30 protein-coding genes are annotated in these 25,893 nt (G+C 64.4%); 3 read left to right on the top strand and 27 right to left on the bottom strand.

Translation table 11 applies throughout. The features are described from left to right. Positions 1-20: 20 nt before the first annotated feature. Entirely contained in the window at positions 21-626 is a 606-nt protein-coding gene (locus IFR14_RS15995; protein ID WP_137243658.1) for a TetR/AcrR family transcriptional regulator, read from the bottom strand. Between the two features lie 163 nt (positions 627-789). After that, entirely contained in the window at positions 790-1,638 is an 849-nt protein-coding gene (locus IFR14_RS15990; RefSeq protein ID WP_137243657.1) for an SDR family oxidoreductase, read from the bottom strand. Between the two features lie 65 nt (positions 1,639-1,703). Between IFR14_RS15990 and IFR14_RS15985 the strand changes: the two genes are divergently transcribed. Beyond that, a complete protein-coding gene (locus IFR14_RS15985; protein WP_137243656.1) occupies positions 1,704-2,171 on the top strand; it encodes a winged helix-turn-helix transcriptional regulator in 468 nt (155 codons plus the stop codon). A gap of 25 nt (positions 2,172-2,196) precedes the next feature. On the opposite strand, the gene IFR14_RS15980 is transcribed toward IFR14_RS15985, so the two are convergent. From IFR14_RS15980 to IFR14_RS15965, 4 genes are all read right to left on the bottom strand, one after another. Further along, positions 2,197-2,994: a carbohydrate ABC transporter permease gene (locus tag IFR14_RS15980; protein WP_161578644.1), complete on the bottom strand. Its 798-nt coding sequence runs from the start codon at positions 2,992-2,994 to the stop codon at positions 2,197-2,199. Positions 2,995-3,125: 131 nt separating this feature from the next. Beyond that, positions 3,126-3,923, bottom strand: coding sequence for a carbohydrate ABC transporter permease (locus IFR14_RS15975; RefSeq protein WP_161578643.1), 798 nt, complete (start codon positions 3,921-3,923; stop codon positions 3,126-3,128). 83 nt (positions 3,924-4,006) lie between these two features. Then, on the bottom strand, positions 4,007-5,371 hold the full coding sequence (locus IFR14_RS15970) for an ABC transporter substrate-binding protein (RefSeq protein ID WP_161578642.1): 1,365 nt from the start codon (positions 5,369-5,371) through the stop codon (positions 4,007-4,009). A gap of 251 nt (positions 5,372-5,622) precedes the next feature. Then, a complete protein-coding gene (locus tag IFR14_RS15965; protein ID WP_161578641.1) occupies positions 5,623-6,612 on the bottom strand; it encodes a LacI family DNA-binding transcriptional regulator in 990 nt (329 codons plus the stop codon). Between the two features lie 346 nt (positions 6,613-6,958). On the opposite strand from IFR14_RS15965, the gene IFR14_RS15960 reads away from it, so the two are divergent. Further along, a complete protein-coding gene (locus IFR14_RS15960; RefSeq protein ID WP_191941602.1) occupies positions 6,959-8,725 on the top strand; it encodes a hypothetical protein in 1,767 nt (588 codons plus the stop codon). A gap of 43 nt (positions 8,726-8,768) precedes the next feature. Here the strand turns inward: IFR14_RS15960 and IFR14_RS21465 are convergent, their stop codons facing one another. The 18 genes from IFR14_RS21465 to IFR14_RS15875 form a co-directional block, all read right to left on the bottom strand. Next, on the bottom strand, positions 8,769-9,188 hold the full coding sequence (locus tag IFR14_RS21465) for a hypothetical protein (protein ID WP_342365719.1): 420 nt from the start codon (positions 9,186-9,188) through the stop codon (positions 8,769-8,771). 78 nt (positions 9,189-9,266) lie between these two features. Continuing rightward, positions 9,267-9,875 (bottom strand): aminotransferase class I/II-fold pyridoxal phosphate-dependent enzyme, encoded by a 609-nt coding sequence (locus IFR14_RS21460; RefSeq protein ID WP_342365718.1) that lies wholly within the window; start codon positions 9,873-9,875, stop codon positions 9,267-9,269. 253 nt (positions 9,876-10,128) lie between these two features. Beyond that, a complete protein-coding gene (locus IFR14_RS15950; RefSeq protein WP_213014381.1) occupies positions 10,129-10,383 on the bottom strand; it encodes a hypothetical protein in 255 nt (84 codons plus the stop codon). Positions 10,384-10,506: 123 nt separating this feature from the next. Further along, positions 10,507-11,160 carry a DJ-1/PfpI family protein gene (locus IFR14_RS15945; RefSeq protein ID WP_191941601.1) on the bottom strand — a complete coding sequence of 218 codons (654 nt, stop codon included), beginning with the start codon at positions 11,158-11,160 and terminating at the stop codon, positions 10,507-10,509. After that, a complete protein-coding gene (locus tag IFR14_RS15940; protein ID WP_197977581.1) occupies positions 11,157-11,513 on the bottom strand; it encodes a hypothetical protein in 357 nt (118 codons plus the stop codon). The genes IFR14_RS15945 and IFR14_RS15940 overlap by 4 nt, the downstream gene beginning before the upstream one ends. Next, positions 11,510-12,013: a hypothetical protein gene (locus tag IFR14_RS15935; RefSeq protein WP_137243648.1), complete on the bottom strand. Its 504-nt coding sequence runs from the start codon at positions 12,011-12,013 to the stop codon at positions 11,510-11,512. Before IFR14_RS15935 ends, IFR14_RS15940 begins: the two co-directional genes overlap by 4 nt. A 43-nt stretch (positions 12,014-12,056) precedes the next feature. Next, positions 12,057-12,485, bottom strand: a complete 429-nt coding sequence (locus IFR14_RS15930; protein ID WP_137243647.1) for a MarR family winged helix-turn-helix transcriptional regulator — start codon at positions 12,483-12,485, stop codon at positions 12,057-12,059. A gap of 74 nt (positions 12,486-12,559) precedes the next feature. Beyond that, positions 12,560-13,234, bottom strand: coding sequence for a FadR/GntR family transcriptional regulator (locus tag IFR14_RS15925; protein WP_240044059.1), 675 nt, complete (start codon positions 13,232-13,234; stop codon positions 12,560-12,562). An 82-nt stretch (positions 13,235-13,316) separates the two neighbouring features. Continuing rightward, complete coding sequence (locus IFR14_RS15920; RefSeq protein ID WP_137243646.1) at positions 13,317-14,507, bottom strand: mandelate racemase/muconate lactonizing enzyme family protein; 1,191 nt, start codon at positions 14,505-14,507, stop codon at positions 13,317-13,319. Between the two features lie 88 nt (positions 14,508-14,595). Beyond that, complete coding sequence (locus IFR14_RS15915; protein ID WP_137243645.1) at positions 14,596-15,369, bottom strand: SDR family NAD(P)-dependent oxidoreductase; 774 nt, start codon at positions 15,367-15,369, stop codon at positions 14,596-14,598. Then, on the bottom strand, positions 15,366-16,217 hold the full coding sequence (locus tag IFR14_RS15910) for a fumarylacetoacetate hydrolase family protein (RefSeq protein ID WP_137243644.1): 852 nt from the start codon (positions 16,215-16,217) through the stop codon (positions 15,366-15,368). The genes IFR14_RS15915 and IFR14_RS15910 overlap by 4 nt, the downstream gene beginning before the upstream one ends. Beyond that, on the bottom strand, positions 16,214-17,059 hold the full coding sequence (locus tag IFR14_RS15905) for an amidohydrolase family protein (protein ID WP_161578640.1): 846 nt from the start codon (positions 17,057-17,059) through the stop codon (positions 16,214-16,216). Before IFR14_RS15905 ends, IFR14_RS15910 begins: the two co-directional genes overlap by 4 nt. Beyond that, positions 17,056-18,018, bottom strand: a complete 963-nt coding sequence (locus IFR14_RS15900) for an aldo/keto reductase (RefSeq protein WP_137243642.1) — start codon at positions 18,016-18,018, stop codon at positions 17,056-17,058. Before IFR14_RS15900 ends, IFR14_RS15905 begins: the two co-directional genes overlap by 4 nt. A gap of 84 nt (positions 18,019-18,102) precedes the next feature. Next, on the bottom strand, positions 18,103-18,450 hold the full coding sequence (locus IFR14_RS15895) for an L-rhamnose mutarotase (protein ID WP_137243641.1): 348 nt from the start codon (positions 18,448-18,450) through the stop codon (positions 18,103-18,105). Beyond that, a complete protein-coding gene (locus IFR14_RS15890; protein ID WP_162852300.1) occupies positions 18,447-19,397 on the bottom strand; it encodes a carbohydrate ABC transporter permease in 951 nt (316 codons plus the stop codon). The genes IFR14_RS15895 and IFR14_RS15890 overlap by 4 nt, the downstream gene beginning before the upstream one ends. Then, positions 19,384-20,265 carry a carbohydrate ABC transporter permease gene (locus IFR14_RS15885; protein WP_137243640.1) on the bottom strand — a complete coding sequence of 294 codons (882 nt, stop codon included), beginning with the start codon at positions 20,263-20,265 and terminating at the stop codon, positions 19,384-19,386. Before IFR14_RS15885 ends, IFR14_RS15890 begins: the two co-directional genes overlap by 14 nt. 104 nt (positions 20,266-20,369) lie before the next feature. Further along, positions 20,370-21,737, bottom strand: coding sequence for an ABC transporter substrate-binding protein (locus tag IFR14_RS15880; RefSeq protein ID WP_137243639.1), 1,368 nt, complete (start codon positions 21,735-21,737; stop codon positions 20,370-20,372). 235 nt (positions 21,738-21,972) lie between these two features. After that, the gene (locus IFR14_RS15875) at positions 21,973-22,386 is read right to left on the bottom strand and encodes a winged helix-turn-helix transcriptional regulator (RefSeq protein ID WP_137243638.1); all 414 of its coding nucleotides are present in this window, start codon (positions 22,384-22,386) and stop codon (positions 21,973-21,975) included. An 86-nt stretch (positions 22,387-22,472) separates the two neighbouring features. Here IFR14_RS15875 and IFR14_RS15870 point away from each other — a divergent pair, with 86 nt between their 5' ends. After that, complete coding sequence (locus tag IFR14_RS15870) at positions 22,473-22,880, top strand: nuclear transport factor 2 family protein (protein ID WP_191941600.1); 408 nt, start codon at positions 22,473-22,475, stop codon at positions 22,878-22,880. 277 nt (positions 22,881-23,157) lie between these two features. On the opposite strand, the gene IFR14_RS15865 is transcribed toward IFR14_RS15870, so the two are convergent. Genes IFR14_RS15865 through IFR14_RS15855 form a run of 3 tightly spaced genes read right to left on the bottom strand, consistent with a single transcriptional unit; the run spans position 23,158 to position 25,843 of the window. Further along, a complete protein-coding gene (locus IFR14_RS15865; protein WP_137243637.1) occupies positions 23,158-24,000 on the bottom strand; it encodes a DJ-1/PfpI family protein in 843 nt (280 codons plus the stop codon). Between the two features lie 59 nt (positions 24,001-24,059). Further along, a complete protein-coding gene (locus tag IFR14_RS15860; protein ID WP_137243636.1) occupies positions 24,060-24,839 on the bottom strand; it encodes an ABC transporter ATP-binding protein in 780 nt (259 codons plus the stop codon). Then, entirely contained in the window at positions 24,836-25,843 is a 1,008-nt protein-coding gene (locus IFR14_RS15855; RefSeq protein ID WP_342365717.1) for a FecCD family ABC transporter permease, read from the bottom strand. The genes IFR14_RS15860 and IFR14_RS15855 overlap by 4 nt, the downstream gene beginning before the upstream one ends. Positions 25,844-25,893: the final 50 nt, after the last annotated feature.

Genomic DNA, 25,893 nt, shown 5'->3' with positions numbered 1-25,893 from the left:
GGCTCGGGGCGAACGATCGCTCAGCCCGCTGCGGAGGCCATCTGAGGTCCGTCGCGGAGGTAGGTGCCGATGTGCGTCTCCAACACCGCACGCACATTCAGACCTGGTTCTCGCAGCGCCCGGAGCTGGAGCCCGTGGACCAGTGAGATCAGCGACTCGACCGCTGCGTCCATATCGGCCCCTGATCGAAGTTGGCCCTCGTCGTGGCATTGCTTGAAGCCCAGGCGCGAGCACTCGCGGAGGGCGTCGGTGTAGGCGTTCGACGCCTGCTGAGCGTTGTTCGCCGACGACCCAGGTTCGCTGGTGCGCGTGAGGTAGAGATGCGCCAGGTGGGGGTCTCGCAGGCTGCAGTCCAAGAGATCCGACAGACAGAGCAGCTTGGCTCTCCCCGAGACCCGATCGCATGCTGCACACTCGAGAATTTCGGCCATATGGCGGTCCAGGATGGCTTCCAGCAGATCGCCTACTCCGGCGAAATGATGGAGCACTCCGGCCTCGCTCAAACCTGCCTGGGCGGCCGTCTTTCGGAGGAGGCCGGTCGAACCTTCTCCAGCCCGACACACTGTCAGCCCCGCCGCAACGATGTCGCGTCGACGATGTTCCGTTTTCCGGTATGTTCCGCGCATCATGTCACCGGACCGATTCCGTGCGTATCACGAGGTCTCGGTTGTCGTGCTTCCGTGTACTGCAGGACAACGTCCATAGGTCCATTCACTCACTGTAGCCGTGCCCCGAACCTCCAGCGCTGCGGCGGAGACGGTCGTCCGCTCCGCCGCAGTGTCTCTGGGATCAGGCGCCGATGTCGCGCAGCCAGTGCTCGACGGAGCGTGGTGCGAGGCCGAGAAGCGCCTGAGCGCTACGCGTCTCGTCGATGAGTTCGTCGTCGAGGGTGGCACGCCAGCGGTAGGAGTCGACGACGGGCGCGATGCCGTCTGCGCCGAAGATGGGGATGATCATCTCGCCGAACTCGTCTGGTGTCTGAGCGTGGAAGCGCACCTCGCGACCGAAGTGGTTGGAGAACGCCTTGGCGAGGTCGGGTCCGGAGAGTCCCGGGAGGGCGCCGACGGTGACGACGCCCGTCACGGAGGGGTCTTCGAAGAGGCGGAGGGCGACCTCGGCAATGTCGAGGTGCGAGCTCCACGAGACGAGGAAATCCTCCCGGATCGGGTACGGGAGGATCCCCTCCTCGCGGGTAGCGGTGATGACGGGCGGCAGGAGCAAGTTCTCGAGATACAAGCGCGGGGCGATGACGGCAGTCGGAACGCCGCTTGCCTCTAGACGACGCACGAGCACACCGTGCGCGCTGTCGTCCTCGTCGTTGTCACCGCCGAGAGTATAGCCGCTGGTGGAGAAGACGACCCGACCGGGGCGTGCCCGATCGACCGCGGTGGCTATGGTGGTCGCCTGCTCGAGTTGCTGGGCGGGGGAACCGAGCGGGAGGTGGACGAACACGCCGTCCGCGCCGGTGTAAGCGTCCACAAGGGAGTCGAGGTCGGCGGTGTCGACGGCGACCGCCGGCCCGGCGGTGTAGGCGGCGGTATTGCGGACGGCTGCGGTGACGTGGTGGCCGGAACGGCTGAGTGCGGCGGCGACGGGGGCACCCTGTGCACCGGTCGCTCCGTGGATGAGATAGGTCATGTGACCATTAGTGCATATGATGCACTGGTTACCTCAAGTTCACTAACGGAGATGGATCGAAACTCATGTCATTCTCTGCGGAAGCCTGGCCGGAATGCGGGATCGCGCGGTTCCTGACCCTGCTGGATGGGCCGTGGGCGACGCTCATCGTCCGTGAACTGCTCGGTGGTCCACTTCGCTTCGGTGATCTGAAGGCGGCACTCCCAGGCATCAGCGCCCATACCCTGACGAATCGCCTGCGCCGCTTTGAGACGTACGGGATCGTCACTCGTACGGCGTACGGCGAGCTCCCGCCTCGCGTCGAGTACGAACTGACCGGGGTCGGCCACGGTCTGCAGTCGGTCCTCGACGCGATGAACGCCTGGGCGGCCACGGTGCCGACGCCCGTCGACGACGCCGTACCGCTTCCGGCATCGTGTGTCGGAGAAGGCAGAGCTTCGGAAGTCGGATCGGCGGTGGCGAGTCGGCAGTATTCGGCTGTTGGAGTACAGGCGAACGTGACCCAGGTCGCTCACACTCCTGACATGACCTGAACTCTCGCTTTGCGCCGTTGCCGGATCATCCTTTCACGGCGCCAGCGGTGAGCCCGCGCGCAAGCCACTTTTGCACATACACCGCTACGGCGAAAAGTGGAAGGGTGGCGATGACGCCAACGGCGCCCATCGCTCCGAAGTCTGTGCCTCGATCGGAGGTTAACCCGGCGATCGCGATGGGGAGTGTCTGGGCATCCGGCGTGGTCGTCAGGAGAAGCGCGAATGCGAACTCATTCCACGCGAAGATTGACGAGAAGATGACCGCTGCGACGAGACCGGGAGCTACGAGGGGAAGCATGATGCGCGAGAACAATGTCCACGAGCCGGCACCGTCGATCTGAGCCGATTCTTCGATCTCTTTCGGAATTTCCTCGAAGAATCCGTACAACAACCAGATGTTGAACGGAAGGTTGAATGCGACGTATACCAACGCGAGAACGAGCAGGTTGTTTGTGGCATCAAGTCGCGACAGGATGACGAAGGTTGGAAGCGCGATGATCAAAGGAGGCAACATCCGCGTTGCCAGAATCGAGAACAGGAGAACGTTCTGTCCGCGGAAGCGGAACCGCGCGAGCGCGAACGCCGACAGCGCGGCGATGGCGACCGAGAGCGGGGTCGACACGAGCGTCACGATGATGCTGTTGACGATGTAGGCCTGGATGCCGCGTTCCGCGAAGACGTTGACGAAGTTCTCCCACGTCGCCGGGCTCGGGATGTACTGAGGCGGCGATGCGAGTTGCTGTCCCTTTGTTTTGAACGCCAAGCTGAGCATCCACAGCAGCGGAACGAGTGTCCATGCCAACAACAGGATCGTGCCGAGCACTCCGCCGACTGAATTCATGAAACGTCGATTTACCTGCAGGTGACGGCGGCCTCGCACGGCCTGGTCTCCTGGCCCCGCCGCCCGCCCGATCTCCCTACTTTCCGTTGCCTCTGCCTCTGAGGGAACCGAACTCATGATGCCTCCTGTCGGCGTAGCAGCCGAATGAACCCGAGAGTTACAAACGCTATGACGATGAGGAAAACGAGAGAGAGCGCGGACGCTCGTCCCATGTCGTAGTGATTGAATGCGAATTTGTAGTCGTACAGCATGAGGGTGGCGGTACTCGTTCCCGGACCGCCACGAGTCATGATGTAGATGATGTCGAACACCCGTAATGCGTCCATGGTTCGAATGACCAGAACGACCAGGATGGTCGGACGCAGGAGAGGCAGGGTGATGCTGAAGAACCGTCGTGCTGATCCGGCGCCATCGACGCTCGCTGCTTCGTCGTATTCGACCGGGATGGACTGCATCCCGGCCAACAAGATGAGCATCACGAAGGGTGTCGTCAGCCAGATTTCAGCCAGCATCACCACAAGTCGGGTCGGTCCGTCCGCGATAAAGAACTCTGTCGGAGAACCGCCCAATCGAGTGATGATGTCGTTGACAGGACCGAACTGCGGGTCGAAGAGCAAACGCCACATGAATCCGGCGATGACCCCCGACAGCATCAGCGGCATGAGCACGATGCCACGCAAGGCCCGCAGTCGTCGGGTGAACCGTCGGGAGTTGATGAAGACTGCCATGACCATGCCGATGACGAGTTCGGCGGTCACCGTGACCGCCGTGAAGGCGGCCGTCCACACGGCCGCCTCCACAACTTCTTGGTCCTGCGCCAGGGAGACGTAGTTTTGCCAACCAGTGAACCGCATCCCGAGAGCGGGAGCGTTCCACCGGTAGCTGAAGAAGCTCAGGAAGATCGTCACCACCAGAGGGATGAGAAAGATGGCGGCGAGGATCCCCAACGACGGAAGCAGGTATCCCCATGGAAAGCGTGAGCGGGACTGGGTCCTCATTTGTAGAGCCCGGCCTCCTGCAGTGCTTTGGTCCAGGCCTCGTTGATCTTGGTGAGCGCTTCATCCCCGTCGAGCTGATTCGTCCACACGGCGTTCATATCCGTTTGAAGAGAGGTCTGCAGCTGACCACCGATCGGCGGGAAGTCGACGTCGGCATTGATCTTCGCGACCGCCAGCGCTTTCGCGAGTACCGGGAAGTATGCCGTCTTGCCTTCCGCGGGTAGTGATGCATAGACGGAGTTGCGTGTCGGTGCGTTGCCCGCGTCGACCTTGAGCAGCTCGCCTTCCTTACCGGTCATCCACGCGACTGCTTTGAATGCTGCATCGGGGTTGTCCGAGCCGGCGCTGACGGCCGCCGCCCATCCGCCGAGGATGCTCGATCCACCGACCGGCACGGTGTAGCCGACCTTGCCGGCAACCTGAGAAGTTCCGTCAGTTGCTTCGGCCAGCGTGGCTAGGCCTGGCCATTGCTCGATCATTGCGACCTCGCCCGACAGGAAGCTTTGGTTGCTGCGCTCCCACTCAAACGAGCCGACCTCTTCAGGAGCTGCCTGACGCAACTGCTCGGCGATTGCCATCGCCTCGCGTCCTTCCTTCGTGTCGACCGTGGGATGGCCGTCATCATCGACGTAGTTGCCGCCTAGTCCACCGAGGCGCATGGCCCATGTCCAGAAGGACCCGACCTGTTCGCCCCAGAACGACCAGCCGTATTTCGTGGGGGAGTCCGGGTTCAGAGACTGCGTGAAGAACTGCGCGGTCTCGACGAGTTCGTCGTTCGTCGTCGGGACGGTCAGCGCCCGACCCGTCTTCGCCTGGAATGCCATCTGCACGGCGGGATCCGCGAATACGTCCTTGCGGTAGTAGAACAATTGGGCGTCCGGCTTGTACGGGAGGGTGTACTGCTTGCCGTCGAAGTTTCCGTACGAGTCGAGCAGCACCGGGATGAAGTCGTCAACATCGATGTCGTTGTCGCCGGCGATGTAGTCGTCGAGGGGAAGAATCTGCTCATTCGTGGCGAGCTCGTGGAGCCATGTGAATGGTTCGATTACGACGTCGAACTCCTTGCTGCCCAGGAGATCGGCCGAGACCTTCTGGCGCAACTGATCCTGGGGGAACACCGACAGCTCTGCCTTGATTCCCGTTGCAGCTTCGAGCGCTTTCAGTTGCGCCTTCACACCGTTTCCGGGCTCGCCGTCCAGGGTGGCGATCCGGATGGTCCCATGTTCGGCGTTACTTCCAGATGGGCCGCAGGAGGTGAGGGCGAGGACGGCGCTCGCGGCAACAGCTGCGATGAGGAGCGCACGGCGATTTGGTCGGGCTGTATTGCTGATCTTCTTGGGACGGTGCGGGACTGTAGACACGTTTCCTCCTTTGGATGTTGCCGACCGCTCATTCAGACCTGGTCCGGCTGTGTCAGTGGACTTCCTTGTCCGGTGATTCCGCCCGCGAAGTTCGGTTTCCTGCGAGGTGGACCATCGACGCGGACAGCATCCCATTACGTTCGCACTACGTCAAGGTTTTGTTCCTGTACAGAACAAGAACAGCCCTGGGCGCATGAGTCCTGCGCTGGCCACGTCGGGGGCCCGCGATCGTCACGGGCATCAATGCTTCGTCAGGCGGAGGGTGGAGCTGTGGACCCGCGGACTACCAGAGAGCCGGATACGACCGTGTGGGTCACTGTCGTCTGGCCGTCGACGAGGGCGAGGAGACTGCGGAGTGCGATGGTTCCGAGGCTCCTCGAAGAGGTGTCGAATGTCGTGAGCGGCGGGATGCTGTAGGCGCTTGAGTCGAGGTTGTCAGTTCCTACAAGTGAGACATCGCGCCCGATCCGGAGACCGCGCTCAGCTATGGCTGCTGCGGCGCCTGCGGCGCTCCGATCGCTGACAGCATAGATCGCCGTGGGTGCGTCCGGCAGATCGAGCAACTGCAGCGCCTGGTCATACCCCTTCAGAGCGAGTTGTGCTGGCTGGGGCGCTATCAATGATGGATCCACTGCAAGGCCTGCTTCCAGCAGAGCGACGACATATCCGCGGTACCGATCGTGCAGGGACGCGTATCGTTCCGAGCCCTGAATGAGCCCGATGCGCCGGTGGCCGAGGTCGATGAGATGCTTGGTCGATTCTCGCCCGGCTGTGAAGTTGTCCGCGCTGACAGAGGGGATGAGATTGCCCAGTCTGTTCTCGAGCAGGACGGACGGCAATCCGCTGTCAAGGATTTGTCCGATGACTTCCGGCGTGAGATCACCGCCGTTCGCGAGAATCAAGCCGCTGAGCTGACGACCCGCCAGGGTTGCGAGCTCGTCGATGGGGTCGGATTGGGATTGATGCATCCCCAGAACGACCTGGATGTCCATGTCTCGCGCAGCTGTATACACCCCCTGCAGGAGCGTGTCGATGAAGCCTTCTGAACGTGCTGCCGGGGAGGGTTCTTCCATCACGAGCCCGAACGTCGGCCGCGTCGGTTGGATCGCGCGCTGGTATCCGAGCGCGTCGGCTGCTTCGAACACGGCCGCTCGCCGCGCCGCAGACACCCCGGGCTTGTCGGCCAGCGCTAGCGCTACGGCCGAGACCGGCACACCGGCGGCCGACGCGATGTCACGCATCGTTGTGCGTCGTGCGGGCCGCTGGCTCAACGCGCCCATGGTGCCATTCGGCGTGTGCGGCGTGTGCGGCGTGTGCGGCGGGGGTTCATCATCTGAACAACATAGAACATACGGGTTTCGCGCGCCGAACCTGCAGGTTCAGCCGAGGCTTGATCGAAGCATCTGACCCACTGGGCAGAGGTAGAACTAGTTCAGAATATGTTCTTGACACCGTTCCGGTGAAGGGCCAAAGTCTCAAGTGGTTGGTCGCGACCTCCGAGAGTAAACCGGTCCGAGCGGACTCAGCAGGTTCATTTCGCCGCAGCGAGGCGGCACCGTTCTCAATGAAGACAATGGAGAGAAGAGCATGCAAGTAGCAGCACGACGAGGGGGCCGCCGGCGCGTTCTGCTCACAGCGACGATCGCCACTCTCGCTCTGGCGCTGAGCGGACCCACGATCGCGCTTTCAGCGCAAGCCAACGTTCGGGGCGATAACTACAACTCGGCCACGGCCGACACTCAGGTTCTCGGGTACAACCGAATGATCCGCCTCAGCAACAGCGGGGCGTCTTACAACGGTCAGCTGATCAGTACGACTGAGCGATCTAACACCAATGGTGTCGAGTCGGGCTTCGAGATCAAGAGAAGCACCGATGACGGCGCGAGCTGGACCACCATTTCCACTGTCCCCGGCGAGGCCTACACGTATCAGCCGGCGCTCTTCGAGTTCCCTCAGGCGGTCGGGGCGTATCCGGCGGGGACTCTCATGCTCTGGGGCGTGACGCTCCCCGGGGATCGATCAACGACGACCATGCGGCAATGGCGAAGCGCTGACCATGGCGTCACGTGGTCGCAAGAGGAGATCGTTCAGTTCGCCGTCGGAGATGACGGTGAAGGACTCTGGGAACCCGAGGTCGAGCTCATCGGCGGCAAGCTCGTGCTCTACTTCTCCGACGAGCGGCAGCGCGCAACCTGGTCACAGTACTTGGGTCACATCGTGTCCAACGATGGCGGCGACTCGTGGAGCGCCAATCCTGATGGCAGCACCAATTACGCGCCGGGAATCGTCCAGGACGTCGCAAGCGCGAGCCAGAAGGATCGTCCTGGCATGATGACGGTCGCCCGCAACGAGGCTACCGGGACTTACATCGGCACCTACGAGATCTGCGGACCCAAGAACTGCCAGGTCTATTTCAAGACTTCGAGCGACGGCCTCACATGGGGTAGCGGGGCGTCAGATCTCGGGACCGCCATTCAAACGGATGACAGCCGCGTCCTCTTCAGTACCCCGACGGCCGCCTGGAGCCCCGCTGGTGGAGTGGACGGGCAATTCATCGTGACGGCGTATCGCGAGGTTCGCACGACGGGCGGGGTCGGAGAGACCGGGCAGGTCATGTTCCTCAATACGGACGATGGTGCCGGTTCCTGGAGATGGGCACCTACGCCGATCTATGCATCACCGGCATCATGGACCCAGACCTGTCTCGGTAACTACAGTCCCTTCATCCTCCCCTCCGTGAACGGCGCAAGCGTGCGCTATACGACCGAGGCGAATTTTGGAGCGCATGGCTGCACGACTGTCACCGGTTCCTTCAACACGAGCGTCCTCCCGTACGCAGCGAGTTTCGCGAACGGCGATCCAGGTTGGGTCCGCTTTGGCGGAACATGGTCAACGGCATCGAACGTCCTATCCGAGTCAAAGGGCGGATACAAGGCTGTAACCGGTTCGACGGCTTGGAAGGACTACACGCTCCAGGGTGACGTCAGGATCGCGACTGCCTCGGGCAACGCTGGATTCCTGATACGAGTGACTGATCCGACCGAAGGAACAGACACAGCTCGGGGCTATTTCATCGGGGTGAACGGCTCGGCGCTCGTGATCGGCAGGCAGAACTACAACTGGACGCAGCTCGGCTCAACCCCGTTAGCGGGCGGGCTGGCAACCAACACCTGGTATCACCTGTCTGTTGCGATCGATGGCTGCGACATCACCGTGCAAGGTCGGCCGGCCGGATCATCCGCTCCCACCACCAATCTGTCTGTGAGCGACTGCACCTTCAGCCACGGAGCGATCGGAGTACGTAGCTTTGGCACTGCGGCTGGATGGAGATACATCACCGTCGACGAACGGTGAAATGAGCCGATCGACCACGTGGACTGTAGCCGTGCATTCGACCTCAGAACGTCGGCCACGCGGCACCGGAGACAGCGTCGCCCATCCGCCGCAGCGCGAGCTCGAGAATGTGGGGATTGGTCGCGAAGTTCAGCCGGACGTGACCGTGGCCGCCCGTGCCGAAGACGTGACCTGAGCTCACGGCGACCCTTGCGTGGTCGAGGAAGAACTGCGCCGGGCCCTCGACCTCAGCAACGGTTGCGCGCTGGCCCAGGAGAGGCTCTTCCTTGAAGCCGAGCTTCGAGCAGTCGATCCACGCGAGATACGATCCCTCCGGTCGTCGCAACCTCGCTTGAGGCAGGTGGCGTGCAACGAGTTCCTCGAGCAGGTGTCGATTTTCGGAGAGTCCGGACAGCAGGCTGTCCAGCCACGTTCCTCCGTCCTGGAATGCTGCAGCATGGCCGATGACCGCGAGGTGGCTCACGCCGTGGCCGACTTCCTCTGGGAGCCGTGCAAGATCGGCGAGGCTCTCGGGTCCTGCGACGAGGAGAGCGGCTTTGAGTCACGCGAGGTTCCAAGCTTTGGAGGCGGAGGCCAACGACATGCCGTTTTCGGAACCGGGAACGGACAGATACGGAACGAAGTCGACTCCACCAAGCGCGAGCGGCGCATGTATCTCGTCGGAGATCACACGGATGCCATGGCGACGGGCGAGTGTTGCCACCATCCCCAGCTCCTCCCGCGAGTGGACGGTGCCCGTGGGGTTATGTGGATTGCACAGCAGGAAAGTGGGGGACGGGCACCGTCGCGCGGCTTCTGCGAACGCGACCTCCAAGGCGGAAGGATCCAACCGGCCCTCACCCGACAGGGGAGCTTCGAGGATCAAGCGATGCTCGTGCTCCACGAACGCGTAGAACGGGGCGTACACGGGAGGCGTCACGACGACGACGTCCCCAGGTCCTGTCAGGAGACGCAGCGCCTCTACGATTCCCAGCATCACGTCCGGGACGATGGCCGTTTGCTCCAGCTCGAGTCCCGCCCAGGACCAGCGATGCGCGGCGAACTGCTGGAACGCCGAGGCGTATCCGATGCCGGTCGCGTAGCCGGTGTCGCCACGCTCGAGGGCGGACCGAACCGCATCTTTCACCGGCGCCGCGAGAGGGACGTCCATCTCCGCCACCCATAGTGGGAGAACGTCTGCGGGGTGCGTTCGCCACTTCATACTGGTTCGTGTGCGTAGCTCGTCCAACGCGAGCTGCCCCAACGGATTCGTAGCGAGTGACACGCGATCTCCCATCCAGTTTCGGCCGTTCTGCGATCAGCCGATGCGATGGAACTCACGGTAGTGGTCCTCGGCTTCATGTTGTCCGACGCAGCACGCTGGCCTCCCCTGCGATGCACACCCATCGGAGGGGAGGCCGCTGTCACGGAACTCTGCGAACGCCTGTCACCGTGCTGCGCGGGAGCCGTCCGGCGCGCGAATCGCCAGTCATCCGGTCGCCGTCGATGGTCACGTCGAACGCGAGCTCCAACCGCACGGGTGTGGTGATCGTCTGCGTCCACATCACGTGGTCCTCCTGCGCGTCGGTGGCGACTCGCAGATCGCGAAGCGGGACGTCCTCGGTCCTGCTGGCGGCGAAGCCTGACAAGACCCCCTGTTCGTCCTGGAACGTCATCACGGCGTTCAGGGTGCCGATCGGTGTGCGAATGGCGAGGTCCCAGGTGCCGATGATCCGATGCATGACGGTGTCCTTCGATATGAGCCTGTCGACTGGGTGGGCTGGACCAGCGGCGGGGCTGATTCAGAGCGGAAGGGCGTCGAGTCCTCTGGCGGACCACACCGTTCCGCGCCGCTCGTACTCGAACAGTTGCTCGACGGCGTTCGCGATCCGCGGGCCGAATTCGCGTTCCAGCAGATAGAGCCCCAGATCCAGACCGGATGTGACTCCACCGGCACTGACCAGGTCCCCGTCGTCGACGACCCGCGCTCGCACCACCGTGGTGCCGGTGGCCTCGAGGACGTCGTTCCCCAACGTATGGGTCACCGCGGTCCGCCCCGCTAGGAGGCCCGCCATGCCGAGCGCCAAACCGCCTCCGCAGATTGTGGCGACCAGGGTGTCCGGTGAAGCGAACGCGCGGCCCATGAGCGCCGGCAAGCGGCTCGAACCAAGCTCAGCGAGGATGACCGGAATCGTCCTCACGAAATCGGGGTCGCCGACGGTGGGGCCGGCAGCGCCCGGCACGATCACGATGCCAGGAGCCTCCGGCTCCAACACATGGGTTGCGGTGAGCTCCAAATTCCGCGTTCCGCTCACGACCGGCCCGATGCGGTCGAGTGCCACCAGCCTGACGTCAAGGGTTCCTCCGAGAGCGTCCGAGCCGGCGCAGAGCACTTCGAAGGGGGCGATCACGTCGAGTGGGTCGAATCCCTCGAAGAGGATGATCTGAGCGATCATGAGGTGCCTTTCGCGTTGAACTTGTCGATGTCGCCTCGCGTCGCGGAGGACTTGGGCGTGTGCGGAGGGGACGCCGAAGTGCATCGTCGTCGCTCTTGCCGGACGTTGATCAAGGTGAATACTCCACCGAGCAGCGGGACGAGGGCCAAGAGCCGGGTGCGGAGTAGGAGTCCGCGCCCGAGCAACGCCGTGACGGCGACGGTCAGGTACAACGCGCCGTGGACAGGTCCGAGTACCGAAGCGAGGCCAGGCACATGTACGGTGAGGAGGTTCCCGAAGAGGACCGCGATGCTGCCGAGCTCGAGGACGGACAGCGCTTCAAGAGTGCGCAGGAGTCGTGGCGACGCGCTCACGACGACGCGCCGGGACGCACGATCATGAGGATGACAACCACTGCCCACAGCAGGTTGAACATCCCGGTCAAGGGTCGTAGCGATCGCAATCGTGATCCGTCGTCCGGTTGGGACAGCGCTTCTTGCTGCATCGGGGTGATCCGGAGTGCGAGCAGGGCCCCCGCGACGGCGGTCAGGACCATCGCGAGGAGGATCCAGATCTCCGTGAGCCTGCCCTGCACCGCGGCGAGGATCAGGCCGAGTACTGGGACGACGAGTGCTATTCGGCCGTAGGCCCGCGTGATTCGTGTCAGGAGTCTGGCGACGGCGATGCTTCGGTCCGAGGCGACAACGGTGGGACCGCTAGCGCGGTCTCGGCCGTGGAGGTGTTCATCGATGTCGCCTGCCGGTGCCGAACCGCTGATCGGAGCGAACCGGGGAAACAGACTGGCGGTCACCGCAACCGGTCCGATGAACAGAATGCCCGCGAGCACGTGCGCGGCGAGAAGGATGGATTCCATACCTTCAGCCTAGCTGAAGGTATCAGTCAGGCTGAAGCTTTCCTCACTCACGCAGTCCAGGGGACTGCATCATCTGCAGCATGTGATCAGCGAGCGCCGCGCGCAGAGCAGGGTGACTCGTCTCGAAATCCGCGTCCAGGCGAGCGACTACCCCGGCCGCTTCGGCGAGGAGCCGGTGCCCCGCCGGTGTGATCTCGAGCTGTGCCGCTGAGCCGGCGCGGCCGGTGGAATCGGCGACGATGCCATCGGCTACGAAGCCACCGACGGCGACATGTGTGCTCTGGACGGTGATCCTCGATCGTCGCGCGAGATCGCTGAACGAGATGCCAGGGGTGCTACGGATGTGTCCGAGCAAGGCATACTTGCGCGTCGTGAGGCCCAGCGGCTTCAGTGCTGAGGTCAGAGAGTCCTCCCAGATTCTGGACAGGGCGAGGAGGGTGACCGTCGGGCTGAACGGCGGCATCTCAGACATGGAGCACAGACTACCCGTGGAGTGGAGGCCGGGTGCTGAGGCCGGAGCCGAGAATCTTGTCCGTGCTGAAGCCGTCAGGGCCTCCGTGAAGTCGGGGGTCGACGTCGACCCCATGACTCCAGAATGTGGTGGCGCATCGCGCGCTCTGCCTGATCGGCATCGCCAGCTCGGATCGCTTCCAGCACGATGCTGTGCTCGTCTCGAGATGCCTCGAACGCTTCACGAGTGCCGTTCAACGTGAACCGAGCGGTGTCTCGTGCCCGGGTGTACAGGGTGCGGTTGATGCTTTCGGCCAGCGGAATGTTCGACGCTGCCATGACGGCCATGTGGAACATCATGTCCGCATCGCCGAACCCCTGTTCATCGTCCATGGAGTCGGACATCAACTGAATCGCGTGCTCCATCGCCTCCAGCTCGATGGCGGACCGGCGGACGGCCGTGGCAGCAGCCATGGCACCTTCAAGCGAGCTGCGAACGACCGCGAGTTGATCGAGCACGCCGAGCGAGTCGTCATGTTCGAGCATGACCTCGAGGACGACCGGGTCCAAGACGTTCCACGACTCCTGGGAGCGGACTGTCGTGCCGCTGCCCTGGACGACGCTGACAAGCCCCTTCTCCTCGACCCGCTTGATCGACTCACGGATGACGGTCCGGCTGACTCCGAAGTGCGCCGTGAGCTCCGCCTCGATGGGCAACATGGACCCCTCGGCGACCTCGCCGGTGACGATCGCGGTGACGAGGTCGTGCACGACGGCGACTCCGAGACGAGTAGCGGGCACCTTCGCCGCAGCGTCCGCGAAGATCGCATGCTTGGCCAATCGGGTGGCGGGCTCACTCATCCACTGCAGTATAGGTGATGCCCTGTAGCTCATCACCCGGCCCACCCGCCGGAGTCATCGACAGACCTGCGCGCTTCGGACGGACATGCGGTCCGGCGCTCTGCCGCCAGTCTCCCTGTGCGCTCGTCAGAGCGATCAGGTCCTCGTCCACGGTGATGCCGCCGCCCGGAGTGTCCCCGAGAACGATCCCACCGTCGCTGTACGTCTGGTCGATCGTCACGGCGAACGGGGCGTGCAGATCTTGGACTTCGGCCGTCAGGTGATTCGGAACCGCGGCGGCGGCATGTGCAACGGCCGGATTGCTCGTGAGGCCCACGGGGCTGATGGGGAGGTCTCTCGAATGAGCGGCGACGGCCAGCCGGAGGAAGTTCGTCACACCCCAGACGGCTCCGGTTTGGACGATGTCGACTGAGCCGTGGTCGAACAGGGGTCGATACAGTTCCAACCCCGTGAGGTTCTCACCGGTGGCCACACCCGCACGCACCTGCTGCGACAGGCGATGGTGGCCGGAAGCGTCCCAGCGTCGCAGCGGCTCCTCGATCCAGGTGAGGTCCAGATGCTCCTCGATCTCTGACACGTATCGCACACCCTGCTTCAGATTCCACGATTCGTTCGCATCCAGCATGAGCGCCGGCCGATCGGTGTTCACACTGAGGGTGTCGGCGATCAACAGCAACCGGCGAAGGTCGGCGTTGACGTCACGGCCACCCTTGAGTTTGCCTGCGGTGTACCCCCGCTCGGCCATCGTCGTGTAGAAGGAGACCAGCTCCTCGTCCGTCAGCGCGATGTCGAGGCCGGATGCGTATCCGGGCACGAAACGGTCGTCGGCTCCGAGCAGTCTCCAGAGTGGTTCGCCCGCGAGCTTCGCCTTCAAATCCCAGAGCGCGGCATCGAGGATGGCGATACCGCCGAAGGTCGTCCCCCCATGCCCGGCCTTGAAGGCATGGCTCAGCATCGCGTCATAGAGACTGGTCACAGCCCTCGGATCGCGGCCTTCGAGTGCAGGGAAGAGGAGCTCGACCGCGTGGTCAGAGCCCATTCCGATGCCTTCGACACCGGCGTCGGTCTCGAGGATGACGATCGCGACGTCGGTGATACCCGAAGCGATGAACCCGTTGACGTCGCCCACGGGCCGTCCCCAGTCGCGATGGGTATGGATGGTGCGGTAGCCGGTGATCTTCATGATGCTCTTCCCGAGAGGTCGATGGCGTTGCGGTTCGGCTGCGTCGTCGCTGCCTTGCGTGCTGGAGGTTTCATGCGATGTCGTTCGATCAGCCGTGCGCTTGGTTGGAGACAGGGCGCCGGGGACGAAGGTGTGTGACGCCACCGTCCACCTCGAGAGCGGTACCGGTGGTCGAGCCGGCAGCGGGCGAGGCGAGGTAGAGAATGGCGTCGGCGACTTCGTCCGGGGTCACCATTCGCCCCGTCGCCTGCCGTTCGTCCAGTTGCGCCCGCTCAGTGATGGGATCGTCGAACCCCGCGAGCATGCGCTCGACGAACGGAGTCGCGACGGTGCCGGGGCTCACGCAGTTCACGCGGATACCTTCCGCGACGTGATCGGTCGCCATGGCGTAGGTCAAGGCGAGGATGGCCCCCTTCGAAGCGGCGTAGAGAGCACGACGCGGAAGTCCGTTGAGAGCGGCAATGGAGCAGACATTGACGATCGAAGCGTGGCCGGACCGCCTGAGGTGGGGAAGCGATGCCGCGACGACCCTGGCCGTGCCGGTGACGTTCACGTCCAGTACTCGAGCCCAATCGTCGTCGTCGTTCTCCTCGACCGTGCCCACGGCGGAGATGCCCGCCGAGTTGACGACGATGTCGATGCCGCCCAACTCATCAGCGAGAGACTCGACCGCTGTCGTGACGCTCGACCGATCCCGCACGTTTGCGGCATGACCGACAACCGTTTCTGGGAGCCCGAGGACCTGGATGTCGAGGACACCGACTCTTGCGCCCTCGGCTTGGAGCGCCGAGACGACCGAGGCTCCGATCCCGGAAGAGCCTCCGGTGACGATCGCGCTGAGCCCGACGAACCGGCCGCTCACGCCGCACTCACCGTCTGCCGCGATGTGCCGAGACCGTCGATCTCAAGCTCGACGACGTCTCCAGTGCGCAAGTACACGTCGTCTGCCTGTCCGAGGGCGACGCCCGCGGGCGTTCCGGTGTTGATGAGATCCCCGGGATGCAACACCATGAACTGCGACAGGTACCAGATCACGTACTCGACCGAGAAGATCATGTCTGCTGTGCTCCCGTTCTGCCGTTGCCGTCCGTTGACGGAGAGGCGAAGTCCCAGTTGCTGTGGATCGGGGATCTCGTCGCGCGTGACCAGGTATGGGCCGAGCGGGTTGAACGTCTCGCAGCTCTTGCCCTTGTCCCACTGCCCACCTCGTTCCAGCTGGAACTCCCGCTCCGAGACGTCGTGAGACACCGCGTAGCCGGCGACGGTCGCGAGAGCATCCGCGGGGCTGTCGAGATATCGAGCGGTCCGGCCAATGACGACGCCGAGCTCGACCTCCCAGTCCGTCTTGCGTGAGCGTCGGGGGATCAGGATGGTGTCGTAGGGGCCGACCACCGTGGACGGATCCTTCATGAAGACCACCGGCTCCGTCGGGATCGCCGCCCCGGTCTCTTCGGCATGGTCTCGATAGTTGAGACCGACGCAGACCACCTTGCCCGGTCGGGCGATGGGCGCCGCCATCGAAGTTCCGAGTCCGGAAGCGACGGTGCGAAGGTCCCCGGCGATCATCGCTGCACGCGCGAGGTCGATTCCTCCGCGTTCGTGGAACCCCCGGTCGATGTCTGTGGTGATGGGGGACAGGTCGTAGGTCACGTCCTGCTCGAAGAGCACGGGCAGAGGGCCAGTGGGGGTGTTCAGTCGTCCGAGTTTCATGAGTCCAGTCCGTGAATGTCGTAGAAGTAGGCGGCGGTGTCCGAGAGGACGGAAGTGAGTGAGGTTCCGCCTCGATCGCCGGCGGCTGAAGCGACGAGATCGAAGGCCTTGCGGTGGTCTTCGACGAGTTCGACGAGAGGCCAGTCGCTTCCGTACATCACCCGGTCCGCGCCGAACAGATCGAGCGCTGTGTCGACGAACGGACGCGCCGGATGACCTGCACCAGGGGAAAGAGGGTCCGCGGGTCCCAGCAGACCGGAAGCCTTGGCGAACACCGTCGGTCGTGTCGCCGCGTCAGCGAGCGCCGACCTCCAGGCCGCGCGAGCCCTGGCGTCACCGGCCAGCGGCGGTTTGCCCAGATGGTCGATCACGATGCGCAGACCCGGATGGCGATCTGCGAGCGCTGGAACCTCGCAGAGTGCGGCGTGGTCCGCCGTGACGAAGTCCAGTGTCAGCCCGGCGTTCGCCAGCAGGTTCAGAGACTCGGTCTGCGCAGCACCAGCCAGCCATCCAGCAGCGCGTTCGTGGATGAGGTTTCGGACGCCCACGATGAGCGGATCGTTCGCGTACTCCTGGGCGAGCTCGGCCACGAGGTGGGGTTGGTCCAATGGGACCCAAGCGACGATTCCGACCACGCGGGGATCGAGCTCGGCCTGCGCCCGCATGACAGCGGTGTCGGACGCGTTGTCTGCTGCCTGCACGAGAATGATGCGAGTCGCGGGCCGGATGCTGGGGAACTCATCGAGCAGAACCGTGCGATCGAGGGGGTGGACGGCGTCGGTGAGCCAGGAATAGCTCGCGCTGGAGAGATCCCAGACATGAACGTGAGCGTCGATGATCATGAGGTCACCCCGAGGTGTCGCCATGCTTCCGGGGAAATCGTCGAGTCGTAGTAGGTGACGGTGCCCTCAACCTGCTCGGCTGTGCGCATTCCAACCACGACCGAGGCGACGTTGGGCTGGAGGAGCGGGAACTGGACAGCGGCTTGTGGCAACGTCACGCCCACCTCGGAGCACGCGGCGGACAGAGCCCGCGCACGGCGGAGGATCTCTGATGGAGCCTGTTGGTAGTCGTAGGTGGCGTCTGCCGGTACTTGTGGCTGGCTGAGGAGTCCTGAGTTGTAGACGCCGGCGGCGACGATGGCGACGCCGCGCTCGGCCGCCGCGGCTAGCAATTCATCCTCCGCGGAGCGATCGAGCAGGGTGTAGCGACCAGCGACCATGACGACATCGACGTCGCGTTCGCGGACCAATCTCGCGAGCATCGGGGCCTGATTCATCCCTGCCCCGACCGCCCCGACCACGCCCTGGTCGCGCAGCTCGATCAAGGCGTCCAGCCCAGTGGTCGATGCGCTGTCCCAGTGGTCGTCCGGGTCGTGCAGATAGACGATGTCCAGTCGGTCCATATGCAGTCGCGAAAGGCTGCTCTCGATCGATCGGAGCACCCCGTCGCGGCTGAAGTCCCACTCCCGACGATGGGTTGCGGGCACAGCGAAGCCGTCCTCGAGGTCGAAGTCACCTGCTGCGGCGCGTTCCGGTGTTGGAACGAGGCGGCGTCCGACCTTGGTGGAGATGACGAACTGGTCTCGTGGACGACTGCGGAGGTACTCGCCGAGTCGTTGTTCGGAGAGGCCGAGTCCGTAGTGCGGGGCGGTGTCGAAGTAGCGGATCCCGCTCTTCCAGGCGGTGTCGACAGCTTCCTTCGCCTCTTCGTCGGTCGTCGGACGGAACAGGTTGCCGAGCTGGGCGGCACCGAAACCAATCTCAGTGACCTTCAGTCCGCGGAGTTGTCTCGTACGCATGGGTTCTTCTCGCAGTAGGTAGGGAAAGGCATATGGGGCGGGGAGCGTTGAGGGCCCGGCTCGTCAGTCGGCGGGCAATGAAGATCAGTTGAGATGCCAGATTTCGGTGAAGAGCTCCCAGTTGTCAGCTGTGGAGTCATCGCGAAGGGGGCGTTGGCAGGGAGCGGTGTAGGACCACCAATGTTGGGTGATCGGGTCCATCGCCATGCGACGTTGATCGGCCTCGTAGTCGGACCCGACGTACTCGTAGTAGCCGAGGATGTAGTCGTCCAGCGCGAAGATCGTGAAGTTCCGGATGCCGCTTGCGGACAGAGCGGTTTCGATTCGCGGCCAGACGCTGCGATGCAGCTCGATGTACTCGTCGCGTTTCGAGCCGACCAGGCGGGCAGCCATCCCGAAACGACGGACCGGCTGTTGTTGCTCGTCGGTCATTCCTTGGTCCCTCCGGCCGTCATCCCCGAGACGAGGAATCGCTGGGAGAACAGGAAGATCACGAGGACGGGCGCGACCGAGAGGATGGTCGCCAACGCGAGCACCGGCAGGCTGATGGTCACCGATGCAGCGCTGGTCGGGTTGAAGAGCGGAACGTTCGACAGCAGCTCGACGAGCCCGACCTGGATCGGCGACTTCCGTCCCGGAGCGGTGACGAACGGGAGGAAGTAGTTGTTCCAGTTCCCGACGAGGTTGAAGAAGCCGACGAGGGCGATCACCGGAGTCGCGAGAGGCATGGCGATCTGGGCGAACACTCGGAACTCGGTCGCACCGTCGATCCGAGCCGCATTGAGCAAATCCTTCGAGACGCTCGTCGTGAAGTAGATGTACGTCAAGTACACGCCGAACGGGAAGAACGAGAACGGCAGGATGACCGCCAGGGGATTGCCGATGAGCTTCAGCGCCGAGAGTTCCAGGAAGACCGGGAGGACCAACGCCGTGTTGGGAATGAGCATCACGATGAGCGTCACGACCAGCAACGTCCGCCGCAGGCGGAACTCGGTGAGCGCCAGCGCATAACCTGCCGGGATCGTCACGACGAGCGTGATCACGAGCGCAACGCCGCTGTACAGCACGGAATTGCCGAGCCAGGTCCAGATGATGCCGTTCTGGAACTCGGCGAGGCTCGCCCAGTTCGCCAACAGGACGTCGATCGATCCGATGCTGAACGGCGCGTTCTGAACGAGATCGCTGGCGGACTTGGTCGGGGCGAGGAGGAGCCAGATGATCGGTATCGCGAAGAAGAGGGCGAAGACGGTGAGGACGGCGACGACCGTGACCCGCCCGAGCCATCGGCCAGGAGATACGTACTCGCGACCGCCCGAGCGGTTCGCCTTCTGGCTTTCGCGCCCGGTGGAGCGGGCGGATCGGATTTCAGTCGCGTTCAAAGAGTCCTCCTCGGAAGACGAAGATCGCCGACAGCGCCGCCGCAACTGCAAGGAGCAGGAGCGAGATCGCCGCGGAACCGTTGAAGTCGCCCTGTCTGAAGGCGTACAGGTAGGCGAGTTGATTGAGTGAGTAGTCCGGAGGGACGACACCCTTGGATGCTTGGGAGAGGACGCGGGGTTCGACGAACAGTTGGGTGCCAGCGGCCAGCGACATCACCGCGGTGTACGAGATCCATTTCCGAAGAAGTGGGATCTGGATGTACCAGGCGGCCTTGACCGGCCCAGCGCCATCGATTCGTGCAGCTTCCATGACGTCAGCGGAGATGTTGTTGAGTGCGCCGTACATGATCACGATCCACCCGCCGGCACCCGTCCAGAACGCGACGATGGTGAAGATGACCGGCAGGTTGTCGACGGAGACGGTCTGCACGAAATTCTCGAAGCCGAACGCGTTCAGGATGGCAGCCACCGGGCTCACGGAAGGGTCGAGCAGGAACAGCCAGAGCATCACACTCGACGCTCCTGCGAGGGCGCCCGGGATGTAGTAGACGAACCGGAGGCTGTTCGCCAGCCAGCGTCGCCCGATCGAATGGACGAGCAAGGCCAGCAAGACGACGAACACGAGAAGCGTCACCAGGTACACCACGAGGTAGACGGCCACGTGTGCCACCGCAGGGAGGAAGCGATAGTCGCCGAAGATCCGGGTGAAGTTCGAGATGCCGGCGAAGGCACCGTCGGTCGTGAAGGCGAGGAAGATCGTGTACAGCGTCGGCACGACGCCGAAGGCGATCAGCAGGAGGGCGTAGCCAGACGTGAAGACAGTTCCGATCCGGGCTTGCGAACGGTCTGGCCGGCGAGTGCGGGACACCCGCCGCCGCCCCTCGAGGGGGGAGCGGACGGCGGCGGGTGTCGGTGCTGGGAATGTGATGGGGTGTCCTTTGCTCGCGCAGGGGGACCTGCGATGAACGGTGGTTACTTGACGGTGTAGCCCTGGACCTGAGCCTGGTTCTCGTACTCGGCTTGCAGCGCCGGGACCAGCTCCTTGAGGGTCTTCCCTTCGGCGAGACCCGGGATCACGACCGAGGAGAACCCGGTTTCCGGGCTGAACGACGGGAAGCCCCAGCCGTCCCAGACGCTGTCCGCGGCACTGGTGATGGCGCCCTGGAAGTCGCCCGCGAAGTACCCGGAGGCCGCCTGAGCGCCCAGCCAGGCGTCAGCGGTGGAGCCGTAGGCGGGAAGACCGGTAGCGAGCTCTGCGGCCTTGTCGGAACTGCTCACGAACTCCAGGAAGGACACGACTCCGTCGAGGTTCTTCGAGTGGCTCGAGCCGTACCAGATCCCACCACCGACGTTGCCGGTGACCTCGGCCTCACCCTCCCAGTGCAGGGGAGCAGCGGCGCCGACGGTGCCCGGCGCAGCGTTCAGGCTGTCGGGATTCTGGAAGAGAGCTCCAGCGAACCATGCCGGTCCCGGCGTCCCGAGCAGCTTGTCGCTGTACTTCGACACGAAGTCGGCCCCGAACACGCTGTCCTGGACGAGCGTGCCGTTCGCGAGCATGTGGTCGATGAGGTCCGTCACCTGCTCCGACTTCGGATCCGCGAAGTCGCTGGAGAACGTCTGGCCGTCGACCTGGAAGACCGGAGCTTCGCCACTCCAGTAGTAGGTGAAGGGCCCGGTGAAGGCGTCTCCGACGGACCCGAGGATGTAGCCGGGGTGTTCGGCTGCCACCTTGTCGCTGAGCTCCCGGTAGTCCTCCCAGGTGGTCGGGACCTCATACCCGAACTGGGTCATCAGTGGTTCGTTGTACCAGTACACGACCGGAGCGAGGTCGTTGCGGACGCCATAGACGTTCTCGTCGATCGTCATCGGGTCCAAGGCGCCGGGGGTGAACCCGTCGAGGAAGTCATCGGAGAGCAGCCCCTTGTTCAGCACTGCTGCGAAGGCCTGCACGCCGTTCTGCTCGACGCCCGCCCAGGCGGTGTCATTGGTCTGCGTGGAGAAGACGACATCGGGCCACCCTTCACCTGACTGGTCGAACAGGGCGATCTTCGTCTTGAACGAATCGCTGCCGCCGGCGCTGCCGTCGTAGGTCTCGATGGTCATCTTCACGTCGGGGTTCTCCGACTGGAACGCCTTGGCGATCGGCTCGCGGGCAGCGTCGACCAGAACGGTCAGACCCGCGTTGGGGTCCTGCTCTGCGGCGGGGAAACCGTACTTGTCCGACGTCGCACTCGGGCCGGCGGTGCAGGCGGTGAGCAGGGCGAGACCGACGGCAGCGGTGGCTGACAGGGATAGGGCGCGTGGAACGCGACGGGGGTGACGACGGTGCAGTGTGGACATCGTGGATCCATTTCGGGTCGGCTTCATTGGCGATGGGGTCCGAGTTCATCTCGGCCTGATAGACAGTTCATCATACATAGTATGTATTGCCAACCCCCAGTTCGAGGTTCCGCCTACAGCCTGCCGCGCTCCGGGGTCGAGGGCTGGACTGAGGTGCCTATACGACGAGATTGCGGCTCATCACCGCCGGCGTGGGTGGTGCCCTATCGAGCGCGCAGACGTGCTGATGACGTCGTTAGCTGTCGGTGCGCTGGGCCGCGGTTCCATGCACGACGTTGTCGAAGGTGTCGCGGGAGTCGAGGACCTCAGCGATGTGCTGCTCCGCCCATTGGCCGAGAGCGGTCAGCGGTTCGCGCAGTGTCTGGCCGAGTGGCGTCAGGGTGTACTCGACGCGGGGTGGCATCTCGTCGTATGCGGTGCGAGTGAGGATGCCGTCGCGTTCCAGATCCCGAAGAGTGCCCGAGAGGACCTTGCCGCTGATCCCGCCGACCGTCTCGCGGAGCGTCCCGAATCGGAGGGGACCGTCGCTCAATGCGATGACGATCATCGCGGTCCACTTATTGGCGATCCGGGCGAGTGAGGTGCGCGAGGGGCATGTCGGCAGCATCACGTTCCAGACGGATGTGTCGGCAGGCGCATCAGAGTTCATCGGGAATCCTCCATAGTTACATTGAGGTAACAGGTTACCGTCTGAAACTATCGTCCTACCACTCACCCTCACGAAGGAGACACACCATGATCGACCAGACCCCCGCAGCCGTCGCCGTCACCTACTTCGATGCCCTCGGCCGCGGTGACATTCCGACGGTGATGGCGCAGTTCGACCCCGAGGTCGTGTGGCATCAGCCCGGAACGAACCAGTTCTCGGGTGACCACCGCGGCGTCGACGGTGTTGGTGCACTCCTCGGCGGCATGATGGCCACGAGCGAAGGCACCTTCCAACTTGCTGTGACCGGGCCTGCGATGGTGAACGGCGAGCTCGTTGCGGTCCCCGTCCGGTTCACCGGGACCCGGGGCGACGTCGTCATGGACATGCCCGGTGTCGACCTCCTGACCGTCCGTGGCGAGCGCATCGTCGAGGTGAGCCTGTTCTCCGCAGACGGCCCGGCGGAGGACATGTTCTGGGGGCCTGCTGAGAGCTGAGGTTCGGATGCGGGACGGGCGATTGCCTGCCCACATCTCGCTCGTCACCACGAGCCGGAACGGCGTCGAGACGGTCGCATTCATCGAGGATGCCTGTAAACGTGTACTTATGGTGCGCATGAACAGTGGTCGTATGCCTGCGTGACGTACTTCGGCTCCGCCTTGCGGCGCCTTCGGACAGGTCAGTCGAGCCAGATGTCCCAAGGCGCCGCTCTTCGAGCGGGGGCAGCGCCGGTGTATCGACGAACGCCGGCCGGGTCGCGGCGGGGCTCGTCGGTCAGACCGTCGGTGCTGTGAGTTCGGCTACGAGCGGTGCGAGGAACTCACGTGAGAGATCGGTGAGCTCAGCGCCGGCCCGCTCCGGGGTACCGGTGTCGAATGGCGGTTCCGGGGTGTATTCGGCTCCCAGGACGGCGAACTTCGCCAGCTCTTCGCCTGACAGGTAGGAGACGAGGCGGATGCCGAGGTCCATACCCGCGGTGACGCCGGCCGCGGTCAGCCGGTTGCCGTCCTCGACGACGCGTTCGTCGACCTCGATCGCGCCGTAGCCTCCGAGGAGGTGGCGGACGGACCAGTGCGAGGTGGCTCGGCGACCGTCAAGCAGCCCGGCGGCAGCGAGGGCGATGGAGCCGGAGCACACGCTGGTCACGTACTCCGCGTCCCGACCGATGCGCTCGAGGTTCGCCATGGCGCGGATGTCGCGGAGGAGGATGCCGGTGTCGCCGCCCGGGACGAGGATGACGGCGGGTGCATCGGTCACCTGGTCGAGCGTGAGCGCAGGTGCAAGGGTCGGCCCGCTGCCGCTCGGCACCGGTTCGAGGGTGGTTCCGGTGGTCACGAACTGCACCGTGGCGCCGGTTCCTGCGAGGAAGTGGAACGGGCCCACGACGTCGAGGAGTTCGAACCCCGGGTGCAGGACGATGAGGATCGTCTTGTCCGTCGCGAAGCTGACTCCGGGCCGTGCGGCGAGCGTGTGATGGGCGGCGATGCAGCGGTCGACCGCCTGCTGCTTGGCGGGATCATCGCCGATCACCGTGAAAAGGGTGCTGGCGGAAGGGTCGTGCCCCACCGTGTGACCGGGGAGGGCGGTGGTCTCGGGGGTCTGGTCGTCGTCATGCATGCGGATACTCCTGTGCCTGGTTGTCGGTTGTCGGTGTCGTTTTTGTCGGCCCGGTTCGATCAGCTGTCGGAGAAGACGAGCTGCATGCGCCCGGTGAGTGGGTTGACGAGGGTGTCGGCTCGGACGCCGAACACCCGGTCGAGCAGATGCGGAGTGAAGACTGCAGCCGGGGTTCCGGAGGCGACGACACGGCCGTGCTCGAGCATGACGATCTCATCGCAGTAGGACGCGGCGAGATTCAGTTCGTGCAGCGTGATGAGGGTGGTGACCTGGAGGTCGCGCACCAGTGCGAGCAACTGCAACTGATGACGGATGTCGAGGTGGTTCGTGGGCTCGTCGAGCACGAGGATCTGCGGTTCCTGCGCCAGTGCACGGGCGAGCTGCACGCGCTGCCGTTCGCCGCCGGACAACGTGCTGACATCACGGTCCGCGAACTCCGCGACGCCCGCGGTCACCATGGCTCGCTCCACGACCTGCCGGTCCTCGGCACTGTCGGTGACGAGGAGCCGTCCGTGTGGCAGGCGTCCGGTCGCGACGCAGTCGGCCACGGTGAGTTCGAGGTCTGCCGCGCTGTCTTGGACGACTGCGGCGATCACCCGCGCTGCCTTCCGGGCCGGCATCGTCCAGACGTCGTGGTCGTCGGCGAGAACCTGTCCCTCTGTGGGACGCAGCATCCGATAGACCGTCCGGAGGAGTGTCGACTTCCCGCTGCCGTTCGGCCCGACGAGCCCGACGACGTTCGAACGCGCCCGCAAGGCGACATCCTCGATGATTCGTCGGCCGGCGATGTCCACGCTGACGCCCTGGACTTCAAGTGACGTGCCTTCGGCTGCGTTCATCGCTGGGTCCGACCGGATCGCCGCAGCAGCCACAGGAAGAACGGTGCGCCGACGACGGCGGTGAGCAGCCCGACGGGGACCTCGGTCGGCGCGAGGAGCAGCCGAGCCCCGATGTCCACGACCACCAGCAGCAGTCCGCCGGCCAGTGCGGAGGCGGGGAGCACCCAGCGATGGTCGGACCCGATCACCATGCGGACGGCGTGCGGCACCACGAGGCCCACGAAGCCGATCGATCCGCTGACCGCCACGACGACGCCGACGAGCAGGGAGGTGATGATGAACAGCATGAGCCGCATCCGGCCGACGTCAACGCCGAGGCTGACTGCTGTCTCGTCGCCGGTGAGGAAGGCGTTCAAGATCGGAGCGAGGAGGACGAGCAGGATCGTCGCGATGATCAGGACGAGGGCCGGGACGCCGAGGTCGCTCCAGGTGGCCGCGGCGAGACTGCCAGCGAGCCATGACAGGACTTGTCCGACCCCTTGGTTGGCCCCGCTGGATCGGAGGACGAGATAGCTCGTGATCGAAGTGAGGAGATACGACATCGCCACTCCGGCGAGCACCAGGCGGTTCGGCGTCACCCGCCCACCCTGCTGCGCGAGAGCGAAGACGAGAACCGTGGTGATCAAGGCCCCGACGAAGGCCGCGACGGGAGTCGACACGGCGGCGAACAGTCCGTTCGTGAGCGTCAACGCGGCGACCGCGGCCACGGAGGCGCCTGAGGAGACACCGAAGACGAACGGGTCCGCCAACGGATTGCGCACGACGGCCTGGAGCACGGCGCCGGCGACCGCAAGCGCCGCACCGACGACGAACCCGAGCAATGCTCGGGGAAGGCGGAACTCCCACACGATCTGGTCGTCGAGCCCGGCGACCGGGCCACCGCCCCAGGGGAGCAGGCGCGCTCCGATCACTTCGACGACGCGCCCCGGTGCGATGCCCACGCTCCCCACGGCGACAGAGAGCACCACCGCGACCATGCAGGCGACAAGGAGGATGGCGATCACCGGTTGCGGGTGCCGCCGGGCTCGGGTGTGCGTCCGTGCTGGTGCGGGAG

Source organism: Plantibacter sp. CFBP 8775, assembly GCF_014839505.1.
Taxonomy (GTDB): Bacteria; Actinomycetota; Actinomycetes; order Actinomycetales; family Microbacteriaceae; genus Plantibacter; species Plantibacter auratus.
The sequence above is the reverse complement of the archived record's forward strand: the minus strand, read 5'-3'. Positions and strand labels throughout refer to the sequence as shown.